General features: G+C 44.8%; 14 protein-coding genes. 6 read left to right on the top strand and 8 right to left on the bottom strand.

Features of this window, described 5'->3' with window-relative positions:
* Positions 1-465: 465 nt before the first annotated feature.
* The 3 genes from F0364_RS16245 to folK all read right to left on the bottom strand — a co-directional run bounded on the left by F0364_RS16245 (position 466) and on the right by folK (position 3,209).
* The gene (locus F0364_RS16245; RefSeq protein ID WP_153795953.1) at positions 466-1,569 is read right to left on the bottom strand and encodes an IS110 family RNA-guided transposase; all 1,104 of its coding nucleotides are present in this window, start codon (positions 1,567-1,569) and stop codon (positions 466-468) included.
* A gap of 485 nt (positions 1,570-2,054) precedes the next feature.
* Positions 2,055-2,687, bottom strand: a complete 633-nt coding sequence (locus F0364_RS16240) for a deoxynucleoside kinase (protein ID WP_153798857.1) — start codon at positions 2,685-2,687, stop codon at positions 2,055-2,057.
* Positions 2,688-2,726: 39 nt separating this feature from the next.
* On the bottom strand, positions 2,727-3,209 hold the full coding sequence (gene folK / locus F0364_RS16235; RefSeq protein WP_153798856.1) for a 2-amino-4-hydroxy-6-hydroxymethyldihydropteridine diphosphokinase: 483 nt from the start codon (positions 3,207-3,209) through the stop codon (positions 2,727-2,729).
* Between the two features lie 54 nt (positions 3,210-3,263).
* On the opposite strand from folK, the gene sppA reads away from it, so the two are divergent.
* Positions 3,264-5,021, top strand: a complete 1,758-nt coding sequence (gene sppA / locus F0364_RS16230; protein WP_153798855.1) for a signal peptide peptidase SppA — start codon at positions 3,264-3,266, stop codon at positions 5,019-5,021.
* Here sppA and F0364_RS16225 read toward each other — a convergent pair whose 3' ends face one another.
* Genes F0364_RS16225 through F0364_RS16215 form a run of 3 tightly spaced genes read right to left on the bottom strand, consistent with a single transcriptional unit; the run spans position 5,022 to position 6,432 of the window.
* A complete protein-coding gene (locus tag F0364_RS16225; RefSeq protein ID WP_153798854.1) occupies positions 5,022-5,474 on the bottom strand; it encodes an RES family NAD+ phosphorylase in 453 nt (150 codons plus the stop codon).
* On the bottom strand, positions 5,471-5,920 hold the full coding sequence (locus tag F0364_RS16220) for an Xre family toxin-antitoxin system antitoxin (RefSeq protein ID WP_153798853.1): 450 nt from the start codon (positions 5,918-5,920) through the stop codon (positions 5,471-5,473). Before F0364_RS16220 ends, F0364_RS16225 begins: the two co-directional genes overlap by 4 nt.
* A gap of 50 nt (positions 5,921-5,970) precedes the next feature.
* A complete protein-coding gene (locus F0364_RS16215; RefSeq protein ID WP_153798852.1) occupies positions 5,971-6,432 on the bottom strand; it encodes a DinB family protein in 462 nt (153 codons plus the stop codon).
* Between the two features lie 60 nt (positions 6,433-6,492).
* Here F0364_RS16215 and F0364_RS16210 point away from each other — a divergent pair, with 60 nt between their 5' ends.
* Positions 6,493-7,599: an ABC transporter permease gene (locus F0364_RS16210; RefSeq protein ID WP_153798851.1), complete on the top strand. Its 1,107-nt coding sequence runs from the start codon at positions 6,493-6,495 to the stop codon at positions 7,597-7,599.
* A gap of 219 nt (positions 7,600-7,818) precedes the next feature.
* Positions 7,819-8,304 carry an SRPBCC family protein gene (locus F0364_RS16205; protein WP_153798850.1) on the top strand — a complete coding sequence of 162 codons (486 nt, stop codon included), beginning with the start codon at positions 7,819-7,821 and terminating at the stop codon, positions 8,302-8,304.
* 141 nt (positions 8,305-8,445) lie between these two features.
* On the opposite strand, the gene bioA is transcribed toward F0364_RS16205, so the two are convergent.
* The gene (bioA, locus tag F0364_RS16200) at positions 8,446-9,741 is read right to left on the bottom strand and encodes an adenosylmethionine--8-amino-7-oxononanoate transaminase (protein WP_153798849.1); all 1,296 of its coding nucleotides are present in this window, start codon (positions 9,739-9,741) and stop codon (positions 8,446-8,448) included.
* A 64-nt stretch (positions 9,742-9,805) separates the two neighbouring features.
* Positions 9,806-10,741, bottom strand: coding sequence for a phosphoribosylaminoimidazolesuccinocarboxamide synthase (locus tag F0364_RS16195; protein ID WP_153798848.1), 936 nt, complete (start codon positions 10,739-10,741; stop codon positions 9,806-9,808).
* A 153-nt stretch (positions 10,742-10,894) separates the two neighbouring features.
* Between F0364_RS16195 and F0364_RS16190 the strand changes: the two genes are divergently transcribed.
* From F0364_RS16190 to F0364_RS16180, 3 genes are all read left to right on the top strand, one after another.
* Positions 10,895-13,807: a TonB-dependent receptor gene (locus tag F0364_RS16190; protein WP_153798847.1), complete on the top strand. Its 2,913-nt coding sequence runs from the start codon at positions 10,895-10,897 to the stop codon at positions 13,805-13,807.
* Positions 13,808-15,218: 1,411 nt separating this feature from the next.
* Positions 15,219-16,205: a pyruvate dehydrogenase complex E1 component subunit beta gene (locus tag F0364_RS16185; protein WP_153798846.1), complete on the top strand. Its 987-nt coding sequence runs from the start codon at positions 15,219-15,221 to the stop codon at positions 16,203-16,205.
* A gap of 75 nt (positions 16,206-16,280) precedes the next feature.
* Positions 16,281-18,389 (top strand): TonB-dependent receptor, encoded by a 2,109-nt coding sequence (locus F0364_RS16180; protein ID WP_153798845.1) that lies wholly within the window; start codon positions 16,281-16,283, stop codon positions 18,387-18,389.
* Positions 18,390-18,507: the final 118 nt, after the last annotated feature.

Raw genomic sequence — 18,507 nt, 5'->3', positions numbered from 1 at the left:
ACTCCTATGTAAAGGAATACGCTGCCTGCCATCCTGAAAAAGGTTGCAAAACAAGGTTAATATGTTGTGTTTTTTTAAGTCATTGGAAAAAAGATTTTTATCACAGGTGGTGAAACTCCTATCAGCAGTCGGCACATGGCCGCTGCAAATCTTTATTAATCCCATAAAGTAAAAGTATAAGGCTGCAGACTCACTTGAGCAGTATGTTGCAACTGCAGGACACAAAAAGCAGTCCTTATAACTGTTTGATATTACCTTTCTGTGATATGAATAATACTGTTTGCTTCAAAATTAGATTTTTAAGTTTGTGCACCGGCCTGAACAGGAAGCGGGCTCTGCCGGAGGACAACCTGCCAGCGATAGGGCCTGTGCTTATACGATAGTATAGAGGGGGCCGTCATGGCGGCTCCTTTTGTATTACTATCGGTAAGCCGGATGGCTTAAAAAAACTCATTTCTGTTCCCGTTACTTTACCACACCTTTTTGATAAGGCACACCGCTTATCAAAACAGCCCTTATCCTGCGCAGCAGTTTACGGGCAATACGGATAATGGCCTGGTTGCCTTTCATTCTTTTGGTTAATGCCTGATAACAATCCATTAAAGCCGGATCTATCCTTATGGCCTGCCAGGCAGCTTCTATCAGCAGGCTGCGCAATTGTTTGTGGCGCCGGGTGGTAATACCGGTATCTTTTTCCTTATCGCCGCTGCTGTCCGTATCAGGACAGAAACCTATTAAATCATTCAATGCGTCAAATCCTTTGAACCGGTTGATATCGCCCACTTCCAGCAAAAACCACAGGGCTGTTGTAGGGCCTACTCCCGGAACACTCAACAGCAGGCTGGTATTTTGCTGGTACCGGCTTTTTTTCAGTTCCCGCAATTTACCTTCCGTTTTTAACAGCAACTGGCGCAGCAACCTGATTTGTTCCAACATCAGCACTAAAGTGCTTTTCAGCCGTTCGTCTTTTTGAGCTTCCTGTTCCACCCATTCCAGAAAATTATGGCTCCAGTTGGTCTTTTCATATTTAGCCGGCAGTTGGATGCCCTGGTATTTCAATATGCTTTTCAACCGGTTCCTGCTCCTGTTTAGATCCCCTACCAGTTTCTTGCGGAATCTTATCAGGTTGCGGTCTTTTTGAATATCCTCCCCCGGTACATGGATGGCCTTAAGCTCACCGGCTGCATGGTTGCGGGCCAGCTTTAAGGCATCCACCTTATCGGTCTTCCTTTTCTTCTCCTTATCACTGGTGGATACATCGGCAGCATGAACCACGATGCACTCCATTCCTGCGGACTGCAGTGAACGCTGAAGGGTGAAACCCCAGGCCGAACTTTCATACACACACTTAAATGTGGCCCCCGGATAGTGGCTATTCAGGTGTTTAATAAGGTCTTCACTGTTGCTGCCCATACGGTGATTACCCAGGCAAATCCCATTTAATAATTTGGCAACCTGGTAATCTTTTTGATGTACATCTATTCCTACATAGATGATTTTGCCGCTGAAATCAATCAGGCTTCTACCTTTGTCCAAGGTTTCGGTTGTGGCTGAAGTTTGCTGTTTCATATTTGTTTTTTTTAGCAAAATTCTTCTTTGCAGCCTAATTTTAGGACTGCCGCTGCACCGAAACCTTTTACATATAGACTCACTTGTACTTCTGGTTTTTCATGGCATCTTTTCAGCCAGGGTAGATAGCACCCACTGCGAAGTAAGTACGAAGTACTTTGATTTCACTTTCTACCGGTAAGCAAGACGCCATAAAAACAGCCTTTTATGTAAAGTACTTCGTAACTCGTAATTAACATTTCATACTGCCTGCAAAAAACCAACCTGTTTGCGTAAGTGCTTCGTACTTCGTAACTAGTACTTGGCACATCAATCTGCCGGTAAAAAAGCAACCTGTGTCACCACCGCGCCAGGGATAGAAGCGGATACCCCGCTGAAGGTTTCTGTGCGCCGGCCTTGTGGCGGAGTAGTAGCGGATAGCCCGGCCCGCCCTGTATTTTGGCGGGGGCGCCCTGCATTTTCATTTCCTGTTTTGATGATAACTTTCAGGGCAGTGTAAAATAGTGTTGCCCGCCATCATAATCTTTTTCCAGCGCATCTAATACAACCTGCAGGTGCTTTTCGTTGCCCAGGAAATCGGCATTGCTTGTATCAATAAAAAGCGTTTTTATATTATGCTGCTTTATGTAACTGGTATAAGTTTCCTGTATGTTAAACAGGTATTCATCTGGTATCCGCTGCTCGTATACCCTGTTTCTTTTTTTTATATTCTGTTGCAAACGGGCAACAGGTGAGTGCAGGTAAATAAGCAGGTCTGGAAAAATGAGCTGCTGGTGAATAATATCAAACAGCTTTTGATACAACAGAAACTCTTCTTCAGGCAGGTTTATTTTGGCAAACAACAGGCATTTGGTAAACAGGTAATCAGAAACTGTTATGCTTTGAAAAAGGTCTTTGGTATGCACCATATCCTTTAATTGCTTAAAACGCTCTGCCATAAAAAACAGCTCCAGCGGAAAGGCATATTGCTTTGGGTTTTCGTAAAATTTGGGGAGAAAAGGATTGTCCGCGAATTCTTCCAGTATTAACCTGGCGTTTAGTTTTTTGGCAAGCAAATGTGCCAAAGTTGTTTTTCCGGCGCCGATATTCCCTTCTATTGTAATAAAATGATGGTTCATGCTTATCCGTTTCAAAATTAACGGTAGCCATGTGTATGCCTAAGAAATTTTATGCACATCCAGTGTGTCGGGGCATTCGGTAAGCAGGGTGGCAATGGTCTTGTTAAAAACCGGGTGAACAAGGTTGGGGGCAACTTCAGCAAAGGGTATCAGCGCAAACCTGCGGTTGTGCATTTGCGGGTGCGGCAGGGTAAGCAGGGGGGTGTTGATAACCAGGTCGTCAATCATTAATACGTCAAGGTCTATGGTACGGGGCCCCAGCTTAATACTGCGCTTGCGGCCCATTTGTTCCTCTATCAGCAGTAGTGTTTCCATGAGCTTTTCGGGTGCCAGGTTAGTCTCTGTTACCAGCAAACGGTTATAGAAAGAAGGCTGCTCCTGCAGGCCCCAGGCCGCGGTTTCGTACACCGCGGACGTGGCCGCTATGTTTCCGCAAAGCTGTTCTATTAATGTTTGTGCTTTTGACAAATAATCCATTCTATTGCCTAAATTGCCGCCTGTCAGCAGGTATGCCTTATTCATAAAGTAAAAAATGAGGGGCAGCAAATATCATTATTTTTAACATGAGGACTTACTATGAGAAATTTTTTTAAAATATTCTTTGCTTCCCTATTGGCCCTTGTTATCTTTTCCGTGGTAGTGTTTTTCATTGGCATTTGGGTAATAAGCAGTGCCGCTACGGCTGATAAGCCTGTAGTAGGTAATAAAGCTGTACTGGTAATAGACCTTAGCCAGCCTTTTCCCGAGCAATCTCAGGAAAACCCCATAGCGGAAATAACCGGTAACGAAAATGCTAATGTACTTGGCCTGTACGATGTGGTGCGGATGATTCAATACGCAAAAAAGGATTCTGCCGTTAAAGGCCTTGTAATAAAAGCGGGCTACAATGCCAACGGGTTTGCCACCAATGAAGAACTGAGGGAAGCTATCGCTGATTTTAAACAGAGTAAAAAATTTGTGCTTGCTTACGGCGAATACATTACACAGAAATCGTATTACGTAGCAACCGCGGCAGATAAAATTTACTGTAATCCTCAAGGCATGTTGGAGTGGGATGGAATAGCATCTAACCTGTTGTTTTTAAAGGGTGCGCTGGATAAACTGGAAATAGTGCCGCAGATATTTTATGCCGGTAAATACAAAAGCGCTACAGAGCCCTTCAGGGCTACGCAAATGACAGCGCCTAACAAAGAACAAACTACGGTTTGGTTAAACGATTTGTATGGTAACCTGCTGCTAAAAACATCTGAAGCCCGTGGTATTGATACTGCCACACTGCACCAGTTAGCCAACACAGGCGCCATACAAACCACGCATGATGCGGTTGAACATAAGCTTATTGATGGGCTTAAGTACGATGATGAATGGAAAGCCGAGATTTCTACATTGCTGGGCCAGAAAAAAGAAGACAAAATAAATTTTGTAACAGCCAGCAAGTATAGCAAAGCCGTAGATTTTAAAAACACAGAAGGCAAAGACAAAATAGCCGTTATTTATGCTGAAGGTGAAATAGTGGGCGGTAAATCTGATGACGGCGTAATTAGCAGCGACAGGTTTAAAAACCTGTTACGCAAAGTGCGGCAGGATGAAAGCATAAAAGCTATTGTGTTCCGGGTAAACTCACCGGGCGGCAGTGCCCTTGCCAGCGATGTTATCTGGCGTGAAGTAAGCCTTGCCCGTGCTGTTAAGCCTGTGGTGGTAAGTATGGGCGATGTAGCAGCCAGCGGCGGTTATTACATAGCCTGCAATGCTGATTCTGTATTTGCGGATTACACTACCATTACCGGCTCAATAGGGGTTTTCTCCATGATACCCGATATGTCGGCTTTTTTTAAGAATAAACTTGGGGTAACTTTTGATGGCGTTAAAACGGCGCCGTTTGCAGATATGGGAAACAACACCCGGCCGCTTACCGAAACAGAAAAAAGATTTTTCCAAAACTCAGTTGATTCCATTTACCATACTTTTAAAAGCCGCGTAGCGGATGGCCGCAAAAAAGACATTGATTTTATTGACAGCATTGCACAAGGCCGCGTATGGACAGGTAAAAGGGCCCTGCAAATTGGCCTGGTAGACCGCATAGGCACCCTGCATAACGCGGTTGAATGCGCTGCACGCCTGGCTAAAACCAGCGACTACAGAACAAGAGAATACCCTGAACAGAAAAACTTTATGGAACAGATATTCGGTAGCTCCAATACCGATGTAAAGGAAAAAATCATCAAAGAAGAAATAGGAGAGCCCCAGTATAAAATATTTAAGCAAATAAAGAAAGTGCAGGATATGTTTGGCATACCGCAGGCCAGGCTGCCTTTTGATTTTGACCTGAATTAGTTACTGTTTAAATAACCTTGCATCAAACCTGAAAGTTGTTTGTGTAAGCAGTTTTACTTTGGCAAAAAGCTCATGATTGGGATTAACAAGGTAATTACTCTCCTGTTCTACAACAGCGGACGGGCATTTCAACAGCAGGAATTTATTGTCCCTTATAATCTGTTCGCCCAGCCAGCGGGTGTAAGCAAAATCATTCCACCATTCTTTTTTAAGCTCGCCTTTTTTTATTTCGTAAATAGAGTTTTCTGGTACTTCTATTTCAGCAAGCTGAATGCCATCCAGTTCTTCCAGGGTGCCCGCATTAGCCAAAACTTCCAGCAGCGCCAACGATATATGTGCGCTGCTGTATAAAACCGCAATACCGGGTGGATTCCATCTTCCGCCTTTTAGCCTTGCCCCGGTACCGGAAATATCTCCCGCATACCTTGGGGAACTGAATCTGTAAACTATCATGTATAAACGCCGTATTGTATTCTTCCAAGTTGGTCTATTAAATCCTGGATGCCCTGGGTAGAGTAGAGCGATTCAAAATTAAGGGGTAAGCCAAGTACATTTTTTTCTTTTTTTAACCAGCGGTACAAAGCTTCGGGGCTGGTAAATGTTTCCAGGCCCAGCCTTATAAGCTGCTCTACATGAAGTATCCTGTCTACATAAATGCCTTCAAAATTTTTATCATCTTTGGAATAACGCTGTAATGTTTTTTCGGAGAGGTGAAGGATGCCGGCCCATTCTTTTTGAGTAAAAGGAATCATTTGCGCTATTTTCTCAAACTTGCTGTAAGGAAAATCTTTTACTGCGGGCATTCGAAAAGTACGCTGGTAAACTGCTTCTGGTTCTTCTACTTTATGAACAGGGGGTTCGGGGGTTGTGTAGTACGTAATTTTTGATTTTTTTGCCATAACCGTCAATTGTCTCCCAAATATACGTCATTTGTCTGTTGGTTTCCAAATTATCTTACGCCCCATTCCCAAATACCAAACTGTGTTTTTTTATCTGTCATGTGGTTGTTATGCTTTAAAATAAGCATTACCTGGCCGCGGTGGTGGGCTTCATGCGAAATTAAATAACCCAAAAAGCCTGTAGCATGGGGCTTAAAGCCTTTTATTTTGTTTGTTTCCGCTGCAGCCGCTAATAGTTCCTCTATCGCTTTGCCCGATTGTTCCAGGGCTGTTAGCAACATAGCTTTTGTTATTGCGCCTTTTTCCAGCTTTGTTAAATTTTCCGCAAGGGGGCCCTGGGCTGCCTGCAACCACATCAGCCGCACATTGTGCAGGTGCGCAAATTGTTCGCCAACATTACGGCCTTTGCCATTCAGCACATCGGCCAGGTGGCTTTCATCAATGGCGTTTAACAAATAAATATTCACACGGTTATTAATGGCAAAAGTATCAGCAAGAAAACTGGAGGGCATGGTATATCTTTTTGCTTCAGTAAAATAATAAGATAGTTTTGTTTTCTTGAGAAAGTTGATATGGAAAAAAATTACAGCCAGGCAAAAGCCATGTTTGCAATAGCCGGGGCATCATTAAAGGCCACTTTCAGAAGCCCTTCCGCAGTAATATTCAGTATTGGGTTCCCGCTTATTTTTATTTTGGTGTTTGGCTTTATAGGTGGCGGAAGCGGCATATCGTTAGATGTAGCCTTTAATAAGCAGTCAGATACATTCAATATGGTGTACCAGGGCATTAAACAGGTGCCTGCTGTCAAAATAAAAAATAAGCCTGAAACCGAGTTAAAAGAAGACCTGGAAAAAGGAAGGATTACAGCCATCATCAACATCCGCAGGAACAACGCACCTAACCCCGAATATCTTATAGACCTTACAACTTCCGAAGCAGTTAACCCACAAAATGTAGGCATACTCCAAACCATTCTTACATCAGTAATAGCAAATATTAATAAAATAAAAAATACAGAAGCTCCCACTATAGCTTCCGTAAATAGCAAAGTGGAAAGCATTCCCGGCCGTGTGTACCGCCGTATAGATTTTATCCTTCCCGGACAATTGGGTTTTTCTTTGCTAAGTGCCGGCGTATTTGGGGTGTCTTTCCTGTTCTTTAACCTGCGGCAACAACTGGTGTTAAAAAGGTTTTTTGCCACGCCCATAAAAAAAACGTACATCGTTTTGGGCGAAGCCATCAGCCGTGTGCTTTTTCAGTTAATGACGGCTGTTATTATTGTTGGTATGGGTGTGCTGGCTTTTAAGTTTACGCTGGTAAACGGCCTGGTTACATTCATGGAAATACTGGTACTAAGTTTTATTGCGCTGGTGGTATTTATGGGTTATGGTTTTATCGTAAGCAGCCTGGCTAAAAACGAAAGCACCATACCGCCCTTTGCCAACCTGTTTACGCTGCCCCAGTTTTTGCTGGCGGGCACATTTTTTCCGATAGATGTTTTTCCTAAATGGCTGCAGTTTATATGCAATCTTTTGCCATTAACGCATTTCAACAATGCTATGCGCAACATAGCTTTTGAAGGCGCCAGCTTGTTGAGCGTGTGGAAAGAAATTGGCATTATGGCAATATGGGGCGTTATTTTGTATGGCATAGCTGTTAAGGTTTTTAGGTGGGAATAAGACGGATGTGGGATGCAAGCAAGTACGAAGTACGTAATTCACCATTCACGATTATGATACCAGCTACATGTTTTCATGGTATCGCCTGTTGCGTCGCAATCCGTTCATCGTTCGGTTCATTGGGCGGCTTTTCAGCCCCTTATAGAAGTTTGTTGGAAACTGGTTATAAACAGCTATTGACATTAACCATTCACCGTTTAATTTTTTGAATTTAGCATTATGCGTTTTGTAAAACTGGGTTTAATAAGCGTTGTTGTCTTTTTTGTGTTGCTCACTGCTATGGGCAGTCTTTTTCCGTCGGACATTATTGTTACAAGGGCCATTAATATTTCTGCAAGTGCGGACACTTTAAAAAACTATATAGCAGATTATAACAAGTGGAACGATTGGATGGCCGGCGCCAAAACCAGCGATTTGAAAGTGGTGGCCAAAGACAGTTCTACCGCTTTTTTTGGCACCACCGTAATAAAACTGCTGGAGCATAAAACTAATTCATGGAAACACGAATGGAAGGGCAGGAGCAGCCCCCAGGTATCCACCATAGAGCTTATTACCGCCGGCCCTGTAACTACCGTAGCATGGAAGTTTGAAGAGCATGTAAAATGGTACCCATGGGCCAAACTGGGCAGCATGATGAATGATAAAATACTGGGCAGCTCAATGGAGCAAAGCCTGGATAATTTAAAGAAAACTGCAGAACATTAACCCGGCCCTGCAACGGTTTTTGATTTGCCTGCCTGCCGCACAATGCTCAACAGCGTACAAGGCGTACAAGAGTGCGACGCAACGATGCTTCATGGCAGTTCCTTCTGCCGGGCCCAAAAAATTTTTTCTTCAGCACGGCCGTCAGGCAGTGTTGCTGAGTATATCCATAACAGCAGCTTTTATTTTTTCGTATTCCTCGTTGGTAAGAGAGTAGGGCGGCATAATATAAACCGTGTTGCCAAGCGGCCTTATGTACACGCCTTGTGCCATGGCTTTTTGTGTAATGGCGCCGCTTATATTGTTAAGGTATTCATCTTTACCTTGCTCAATTTCGAAGGCCAGTATGGTACCGAGTGTTCGTATGTTTTTTATGCCCAGTTCCGCGGCAGATTGCTGTAATTGCCCGGCCCATAGCTTATTGGCATTGGTTAGCCAATCAATCTTGTTTAATGCGGAAGGCTGCAACAGCAAATCAAGGCTGGCGTTAGCCGCGGTGCAGGCCAGCGGGTTAGCGGTAAAAGAATGCCCATGAAAAAATGTTTTCAGCTTATCATCTGCCAGGTAGGCGCTGTAAATTTCCTGTGTGCAGGCTGTTACACCAAGGGCCATGGTGCCGCCTGTAAGACCTTTGCTGAGACAAATAATATCTGGCTTAACAGCCATGTATTCGCTGGCAAATAATTTACCGGTGCGGCCAAAGCCGGTCATTACTTCATCTGCAATGCAAATAATTTTTTGTGCCTTAACAAAGCCCAGCAACATATCCATTGCACTTGCGCTGTACATGTGCATACAGCCTGCGCCCTGTGCCAGGGGTTCGTAAATAAAGGCCGCTATGGCATGTGCATGTTGTTGTATCAGAGAAAATGTTTCAGTTAAGTTTTCTGTGGTGGGCGTGTCTATAAAAATAACATCAAACAACAAATCGTGAAATGCAAGCGTAAACACGCTGCGGTCGCTAACACTCATGGCACCGAATGTATCGCCATGATAAGCATTTTTAAAAGCGAGTATTTTGTTTCTCTTTAAACCAGGTTCATCATTTGCAGCCCGCTTGTTCCACCAGTATTGCACCGCCATTTTTAGCGCAACTTCGGTGGAAGTAGAACCATTATCGCTGTAAAACACTTTAGAGAAATTGCCGGGCAGCAGTGGTATCAGCCTTGAAGCAAGCTCAACGGCAGGTTTATGGGTAAAGCCGGCAAAAATAACCTGCTCAAGTTGCAGTGCCTGCCGGTAAAGTTTCTCCGCTATATAAGGGTGTGCGTGGCCGTGCAGGTTAACCCACCAGCTACTGATGGCATCAATGTATTCATTGCCATTTTCGTCAATAAGCACGCTGCCCCTGCCCTGGGTGATGGCGATGGGGGGCAGCATATTTTTTTGCTGTGTAAAAGGATGCCAGATGTATTGCAGGTCCAGTTCAGTTAAGCTCATGCTGCAAATGTAAGCGCAGTGCTATGTATTTGCCGGTATAACCTTATGCTGGTTATATGCAAGCTTAATTCAGTGCCCTCAATTTGTGCAGGCTGTCTAATATTTTCAGTTCGGTTTCTTCATCGCTCAGGTCTTCCGGAATAAATTTATCGCCGATAACTTTTTCGTAAAGTTCAATATAACGTTGAGAAATGGTGCCAACCCATTCATCAGTCATTTCAGGAACGGTCTGCCCTTCTTTGCCCATAAAGTTGTTGGCGATAAGCCATTCACGTACAAACTCTTTACTCAGTTGTTTCTGGCGTTCGCCAGCGGCCTGCCTTTCTTCAAAACCATCCGCGTAAAAGTAGCGGGAAGAATCAGGCGTATGTATCTCATCCATAAGATAAACCTGGCCGTCAAGCGAGCCGAATTCATACTTGGTATCTACCAGTATCAACCCCCTTTCCGCAGCAATTTCTTTGCCCCTTGCAAATAATGCAAGGGCATATTGTTCCAGGATGCCCCATTCTTTTTCGGTAGCAAGGCCCTGTGCGATAATTTCTTCTTTGGATATATCTTCATCGTGCCCAGCTTCGGCCTTGGTAGAGGGCGTTATAATAGGTGTGGGGAAATAATCATTTTCCTTTAAACCATCAGGCATAGGTACGCCGCACAATATTCTTTTGCCGCTGCTGTAGGTACGCCAGGCATGCCCGGTAAGGTTGCCGCGAACCACCATTTCTATACGGAAGGGCTTACATTTTTTACCAATGGAAACGTTGGGCGCCGGTGTATCCATCAGCCAGTTGGGGCATATATCTTCAGTAGCCTCCATCATGTATGCAGCTATTTGGTTTAATACCTGTCCTTTATATGGTATGGGGCGTGGAAGGATAACATCAAACGCTGAAATACGGTTGCTTGCTACCATTACAAGCCAATTTTCGTTAACGCTGTACACATCTCTAACCTTACCCTTGTAAAAAGATGTCTGCTGCGGAAATTGGAATTGTGCCATGCTTTTAGTAATATTAGTAAGTAATTGCTTGTTGTAATTCGGCAAAGATTAGCATCAATTTAATGCTAATCACATTTGTTGATAATAAAAATTTTAGCGGGTGTATAACAATTCCTATTTTGCCCGTAATTCTAAAACTAAATTGTTTGCTCTATGAGGAGTCGCTTAAGCATATCCGCTTTGGTGTTGGTTACGTGTTTTACTTACCTGGCCGCCAATGCCCAATCCGCGATAACCGTTTCCGGTTCAGTAAAAAACAGTGCCAGTAAAGATGGTGTATCAGCAGTATCAGTATTAATTAAAGGAACCACGTCCGGCGCCTACACAGATGAAGATGGTAATTTCCGGTTTACCACTACGCAGAAACCTCCGTTTACACTTGTTATTTCATCCATAGGTTATAGTTCGCAGGAAGTTCAGTACAATGCTGCCGGCCAGGTTGTTAACGTTGAAATTACCCCCACTTATGCCTTGGGCGAAGATGTGGTGGTAGCGGCCTCCCGTGTGCCGGAACGTATCCTGGAATCGCCGGTTTCTATTGAACGTGTGGGTACGGCTACTATCAGGAATGCACCCGGCGCCAATTATTATGATGTGCTGGCCAATTTAAAAGGTGTTGATATTACCACATCCAGCTATACTTTTAAAACAGTAAGTACCCGTGGTTTTAATGGCAGCGGTAACCTGCGTTTTAACCAGTTGGTGGATGGTATGGATAATACGGCGCCTGCACTTAATTTTTCCGTAGGTAATGTAATTGGTTTAACAGAGCTGGATGTAGATAATATGGAGTTGCTTTCCGGCGCTTCTTCTGCCCTCTATGGCTCAGGTGGCATGAATGGCACCTTGCTTATCAGCAGTAAAGATCCGTTTAAATACCAGGGCCTCAGCGTTCAGGTTAAACAGGGTATTATGCACATCAGCGATACCCGCCGCGGCGCATCACCTTTTTATGACTGGAGTTTCCGTTGGGGTAAAAAAGTTTCTGACCATTTCGCATTTAAAATAGGCGGCCAGTTTATAAAAACAGAAGACTGGCAGGCGGATGACACTACCAACCTGTTGCGTAATAATGTGGACAGCAAAATTATACCCGGTACCAGGGCCAGCGACCCTAACTATGATGGCGTGAATGTGTTTGGAGATGAAGCGAGTGCAAGTATGGCCGCATTTGCCAATGTTTACCAGGCACAAGCGAGGGCGCAGATTATGCAGGGGGCAGGTATTGATATTGTTCAATTATTGAATGCAAGCCTACCAAATAATCCTACTCCTGCGCAAATTGCCGGATTTATTAGTGCATTACCAGCTCCGTTGCAACAACCGGTAAGCAATTTGCTCCCTTTTCATTTAGGTTTAAGAAATAATATATACGCCAATCAAAGTGTTAGCCGCACCGGTTATAACGAAAAAGATGTAGTTAGTTACCAGGCCATGAACGCAAAATTTTCCGGCGGGCTTTACTTCAAACTTAACGAAAGGGTAGAAGCTTCACTCACTGGTAATTGGGGACTGGGTACCAGCGTTTACACGGGTTCTGACAGGTATTCCCTTAAAAACTTTACTATCGGGCAGTATAAACTAGAATTTAAGAGCAAAAGTTGGTTTTTGCGTGCTTACACAACACAGGAAAATTCAGGGGATTCATACGCTTCAACTTTAACGGCCCTGGCAATTAATAATTCCTGGAAAGCCAATTCAACCTGGTTTGGTCAGTACGTAGGTACTTATTCTGGCGCCTTGTTAGGAGGGGCTGGAAATGTTACTCCTGCACAGGCTCATGCCTTTGCCAGAGGGGCAGCCGATGCAGGCCGTTTTCTTCCCGGCTCCCAGGAATTTAAAGATGCCTTCAACAAGTCCATCAGAACCCCCATTAGCCAGGGTGGTTCTCAATTTGCAGATAACTCAGACCTCTACCAGTTCGAAGGGCAGTTAAACCTTGCCCAATACGTAAAATTTGTGGAAATATTAATGGGCGCCAGCTACCGCTGGTACAACCTGGATTCTAAGGGGACCATTTTTGCAGATACTGCCGGCCCTATTAAAATAAGTGAATATGGTGGTTACATACAGTTAAAAAAGTCGCTGTTCAATGATGTGCTGAAACTTTCTGCTTCAGGGCGGTACGACAAGAATGAGAACTTCGACGGCCGTTTTACCCCACGGGCAACCGCGACAGTTAAAGTGGCAAAAGATAACCACCTGCGCTTTTCTTACCAGCAGGCTTACCGCTTTCCCAATAACCAGGATCAATGGATTAACCTTCAAACACCCGGTACTATCCTTATTGGTTGTTTGCCCGGGTTTAATGATTACTACAAATTCTCCAGCAACCCGGTTTACACTTCAGAAAGTGTGGTGGCTTACAGGGCATCTTTTAATGGTACCACCGCCGACCCAACGCTGTTGAAAGTAGCTGAGTTTAAAAAGGCCAAACCAGAATCCATGCAATCTTTTGAAGTGGGCTATCGCGGCGTTATTGGCAGTAAATTGTTAGTGGATGCCTATTACTATTTCAGCCGTTATAAAGACTTTATTGGCCGTATTGCCGCTGCACGTGGCAACGGTGCATTGGGCAACGGCTTCGCAGAATTGTTGAGCCCTTTTACTTCCCAGAACTATTCGTTTGTAACCAACAGCCCTACGCCGGTTAAAGCTTACGGTTGGGGCGTTAGCGCAGAATACCAGTTATATAAGGGTTACAGGGCTATGGCCAACATTTATGGCGATAAACTGCAGGATGTACCTGCCGGCATTGTTACCCAGTTTAATGCGCCTAAAATAAGGTATAACCTGGGCTTTGGTAACCCTAACGTGGGTAACGGCATTGGCTTTAATGTAATTTATAAATGGCAGGATAAGATTAATTGGGAAGGTACATTCGGTACCGGCGAAATACCATCTTTTGGCACCCTGGATGCACAGGTTAGTTACAAACTTCCGCATGAAAAAGTGTTGCTGAAGCTGGGCGGCACCAATATCCTTAACCGTTATTACCGCAATGCGTTTGGTAATCCATACGTGGGCGGCCTTTATTATGTTAGCGTTGGTTACAACGTGTTTTAGATAAATCAGTCCTGCTTATGTTGCATATAAGAATGCCTCCGTAAAGGGGGCATTCTGCGTTTATGGGCAGTCTTGACATGTTCCGTAAGGCGCAATTTTAGGGGGTGCCCCCAAGCTATCGCAAGGGGTCGGGCTTTACGCTATTACTCCGGCACAGAAGCTTTGCCGCAATGGCCTCACCGGGGTATCCGCTTCAATCCCTCACCCGAAAGACAGTTGCCGGTTACCGGATACAGGATGCCGGTCTGTTGACGGGTAAGATGCTGGCATTGGTTCGGAATTGATGATGTTCAAAAGCAAGTATTAAAACTTGATGCCCGAAAGACAGTTACCGGTCTGTGTGATTGTAAAGCTCCATAGGAGCGATATGTTAGTAGTAACAAGCATGCCATCGCGGCCTGTTTTGTAAAGCCTCGTAGAGGCGGTATATTGAGCAGGCTTTTGAAACAAAGCCCGGCAATCATTAAGCAGGCGGTTACACGTCTTCCTGCCTAACATATCGCACCTATGGCGCTCTTTGCAAACCGTATCTTTCCTTATCTACTAACATAGCGCCTCTACGAGGCTTTGTTGTTCAATATTCTTTTGTTCAACGTTCAATGTTAGCGGCACTTGCACATGATTATCCAATGTTTTGCCGGTAACTTCATGATTAAACTTTGTTACAACTAACTACAAAGCTCCATAGGAGCGATATGTTAGTAGCAGGCATACCATCGCGGCCCGTTTTGTAAAGCCTCGTAGAGGCGACATGTTAAACAATCTTTTGCAACAGGGCCTGGTAATCATCCAACATGCTGTTCTATATCATCCTGCTTAACGTATCGCACCTACGGCGCTCCATTACCTGATTTTTGCTATGGTTACTAACATGCCGCCTCTACGAGGCTTTGATTGTTCAATGTTCTTTTGTTCAACGTTCAATGCAAGCGGCTTGATGAATACAACTGGGCTTTAAATTCGCAACAGGCACCATATCAAGAGACTGGCAACCAGCTACCTGGTATTTTGCTTCTTCCTTATAGCATCTTCAAAACAACAGCATAATCTTACACTTCAACAGATTTGCAACCAGCTACCTTTAACTGGCAACGGGCTGTCGGGTGAGGGATTGAAGCGGATACCCCGGTGAGGCCATCGCAGCATGGGCTTTTGTGCCGGAGTATGAGCGGAAAGCCCGGCCCGAGGTACGAGGGACACCCCCAAAAAATCTTTTCTTCTTTGTAATGTATGCTAATCACAACCCCAATCAATCATTATACACAGCTCTTCTAAGCAGGTAAAAAGCCTTAATAGCCTGCACTTGCTTTTTTCATATCCCCATAATCAGCAAACATTTTCTATTTGTAAGGCATAAACTTTTATTTTTGCCCTGCTTTTCAAAAATCAATTAGACTAATCAAGAAATAATATGCGACAAATTGCTTTCCGTGAAGCGCTGCGTGAAGCCCTTAATGAAGAAATGAGAAGAGATGACCGGGTGTTTTTGATGGGTGAAGAAGTTGCAGAATACAATGGCGCCTATAAGGTAAGCCAGGGAATGCTGGCTGAGTTTGGGCCTAAAAGAGTAATAGATACGCCCATTGCCGAGTTGGGCTTTGCTGCTATAGGCGTTGGCGCAGCTCAAAACGGTTTAAGGCCTGTGGTTGAGTTTATGACCTGGAATTTTGCCGTACTGGCGCTTGACCAGATTTTAAATACCGCCAGTAAAATGCTGGCTATGAGTGGCGGACAAATTGGTTGCCCCATCGTTTTCCGCGGGCCTAACGGCAGTGCAGGCCAGTTAGGCGCCCAGCACTCAACCGCGTTTGAAAGTTTGTATGCCAATATACCAGGTATCAAAGTTGTTTCTCCATCTAACGGTTATGATGCCAAAGGTTTGTTGAAGCAGGCCATCCGGTACGAAGAAGACCCGGTGATATTTATGGAAAGTGAAGTGATGTATGGCGAAAAATCTGAAATACCTGCAGACGAATATTATATTCCCATTGGTAAGGCTGATGTTAAAAAGCAAGGCCGCGATGTAACCATCGTGTCTTACAACAAAATGATGAAGGTTGCACTTGGCGCCGCTGCCGAACTGGAAAAAGAAGGCATAAGCGCAGAAGTAATTGATTTAAGGAGCATCCGCCCGCTGGATTGGCAGGCCATCCTGGAGAGTGTAAAGAAAACCAACCGCCTGGTTATTGTGGAAGAGCAGTGGCCCATGTGTTCCGTATCTTCCGAAATTGCCTACCGTATTCAGAAGGAAGGGTTTGATTACCTGGACGCACCTATACGCCGCATAACTTGTGCCGATGCGCCCATGCACTATGCACCTAACCTGGTAAACGCTTACCTGCCGGATGTTCCCAGGACCATCAAGCTGGTGAAGGATGTAATGTACATGAAGAAATAAGTAAAAGCATATCTGAGAAATCCCGGTGCAACACATCGGGATTTTTTTATTCTTGAACAAAACTGAGAAGCTGCCATGAATTTTCCGTTGCGTCGTCCCCGAGCTTTCGGGTTCACCTGTAGCAGTCGCTTCATCAGGGTACACTTCCTGGTGATAGCTTTCCTGCTGGTTAAGCTTACCGCCACCGCGCAGCAGCCAGACAGCCTGCAGTTTATACAGGATAGCGCTGTGTTAGACAGCATTACGGTTACCGCTTTTGCAGTTAACACTACCTGGAAGGAAGTGCCTGCCGCAGTAGCCATCATTAACAGGCAGCAATTGCAAAGGCTGGATAATGTTTCGTTGGTACCTGTAATGAATACGGTTGCCGGTGTACGCATGGAAGAGCGCAGCCCGGGTAGCTACAGGTTATCCATCCGCGGCAGTTTGCTGCGTTCTCCTTTTGGTGTACGTAATGTAAAACTGTACTGGGATAACATACCTTTTACCGATGCCGGTGGTAACACCTACATGCAGTTGGTTGACATGAACCAGTTGTCATCAGTGGAAGTAGTTAAAGGGCCCGCAGGCAGCCTGTATGGCGCCAATACCGGCGGCGCGGTAATATTGCACCCGCAACTGGATGCGGACAGTGGAAGTAGTTTTGAAGCGGCAATATCCGGCGGTTCGTACGGTCTGTTTAATGAACAGCTAAGATGGAGCAACAGCGGTGCAAAATTCAGTTCTAACCTGCAGCAGTCGCACATGCAAAGTGATGGTTACCGCCAGCAATCAAGAATGCGCAGGGATGCGGTAAAGTGGGCAGGCGAATGGAGGATGAGCAATAAAACCAAACTTTCGGCCCTGGCGGTTTATACCGATTTGTTTTACCAGACACCTGGCGGCTTAACGCAACGCCAAATGGATTCTGCGCCTGCCCAGGCAAGGGTTATAGCTATACAGCAAAAAGCAGCTATTTATAACAAAACAGCTTTTACCGGGTTTACTTTGTCTGCCAGCCTGGCGCCACACTTTGATAATACAACCACCGTTACCGTTAGCCACACCAGTTTCAGAAATCCGTTTACCAGCAATTACGAAAAGAGAAATGAATGGAATTATGGGGGAAGAACCGCTTTTTCTTATCACATAGAGAAAGGTAAGTTAAGGCTGCAATGGCTTAACGGTGCTGAATGGCAACAGAATTACTCGCAGATTGACAACTACGATAACAATGGCGGCATTGCGGGTAATGTACAGTACAAAGATGCTTTGTATGCCACCCAGTATTTTCTTTTCACCCAGCTAAATGTTAACCTTGGCAGCAGGTTTACTGTGCAGGCAGGGTTAAGCAGCAACAAACAATTGATACGCTATAGGCGCAACTCCGACCCCGGCATGAAAGATTTCCAGCATAGCAATACAGAGGCACTGCCTGCCCCCCGGTTTAGTTTGTTGTATAAGCTAAGCAAGACCGTATCTGCCTATGCGGTGCTGGCCAGGGGCTTTTCTCCGCCAACACTTGCCGAGATACGCCCCAGTGATGGCAATTTTTATACGCTGCAGCCGGAAAACGGATGGAACCGTGAAATAGGCATAAAAGGCTTTGCTCTTAAGGCAAGGCTTGAGTTTGATGCTTCTTATTATTACTTCAGCCTTAAAGAGGCGCTGGTGCGCAGGCTTAACGATGCCGGGGCTGAATATTTTGTAAATGCCGGCAGTACATTGCAAAAAGGCGTGGAAGTTTGGCTGAGGGCACACCTGGTAAATAACCGGCAAGGGTTTATCAGGCATTTGGTAGTGGGTAACAGTACTTCTTATCAGCCTTATACATTTAAAAACTATACGGTAGACGCCACTGATTTTAGCGGTAACAGGCTTACGGGTGTACCCCGTAACGTTAATGTAACCACCCTCGATGTGGAAACAAACCGCAATTTTTACAGCAGTTTTACCTTGAACATGACAGGTAAAATTCCCTTAACAGATGCCAACAATGTGTATGCTGACAGTTACAAATTGCTACAGGTAAAGCTGGGTTATAAAAAGCAAATGAAAGCGGTAATGCTGGATGTGTTTGGTACCCTGGATAATGCCTTAAACCAGTTGTACAGCCTGGGTAACGACATCAACGCTTTTGGTGGCCGCTACTTTAATCTTGCTGCCCGCCGCAATTTTACGCTGGGGATAGTTGTAAAAAGATAACCGGAGTTTACCAGGCTGTATTGTACTGCTATGCGGGAAAAGCCGCGCAGCGAACAGAATGTACAAGAGTGCGACGCAAGTAAAGCTTAATAGTAGTTCCTGCAGCCGGGCCCATAAA

The organism is Foetidibacter luteolus (assembly GCF_009650435.1).
In the GTDB taxonomy this organism is placed as follows: Bacteria; Bacteroidota; Bacteroidia; order Chitinophagales; family Chitinophagaceae; genus Foetidibacter; species Foetidibacter luteolus.
This window is presented reverse-complemented; position numbering and strand designations above follow the sequence as displayed.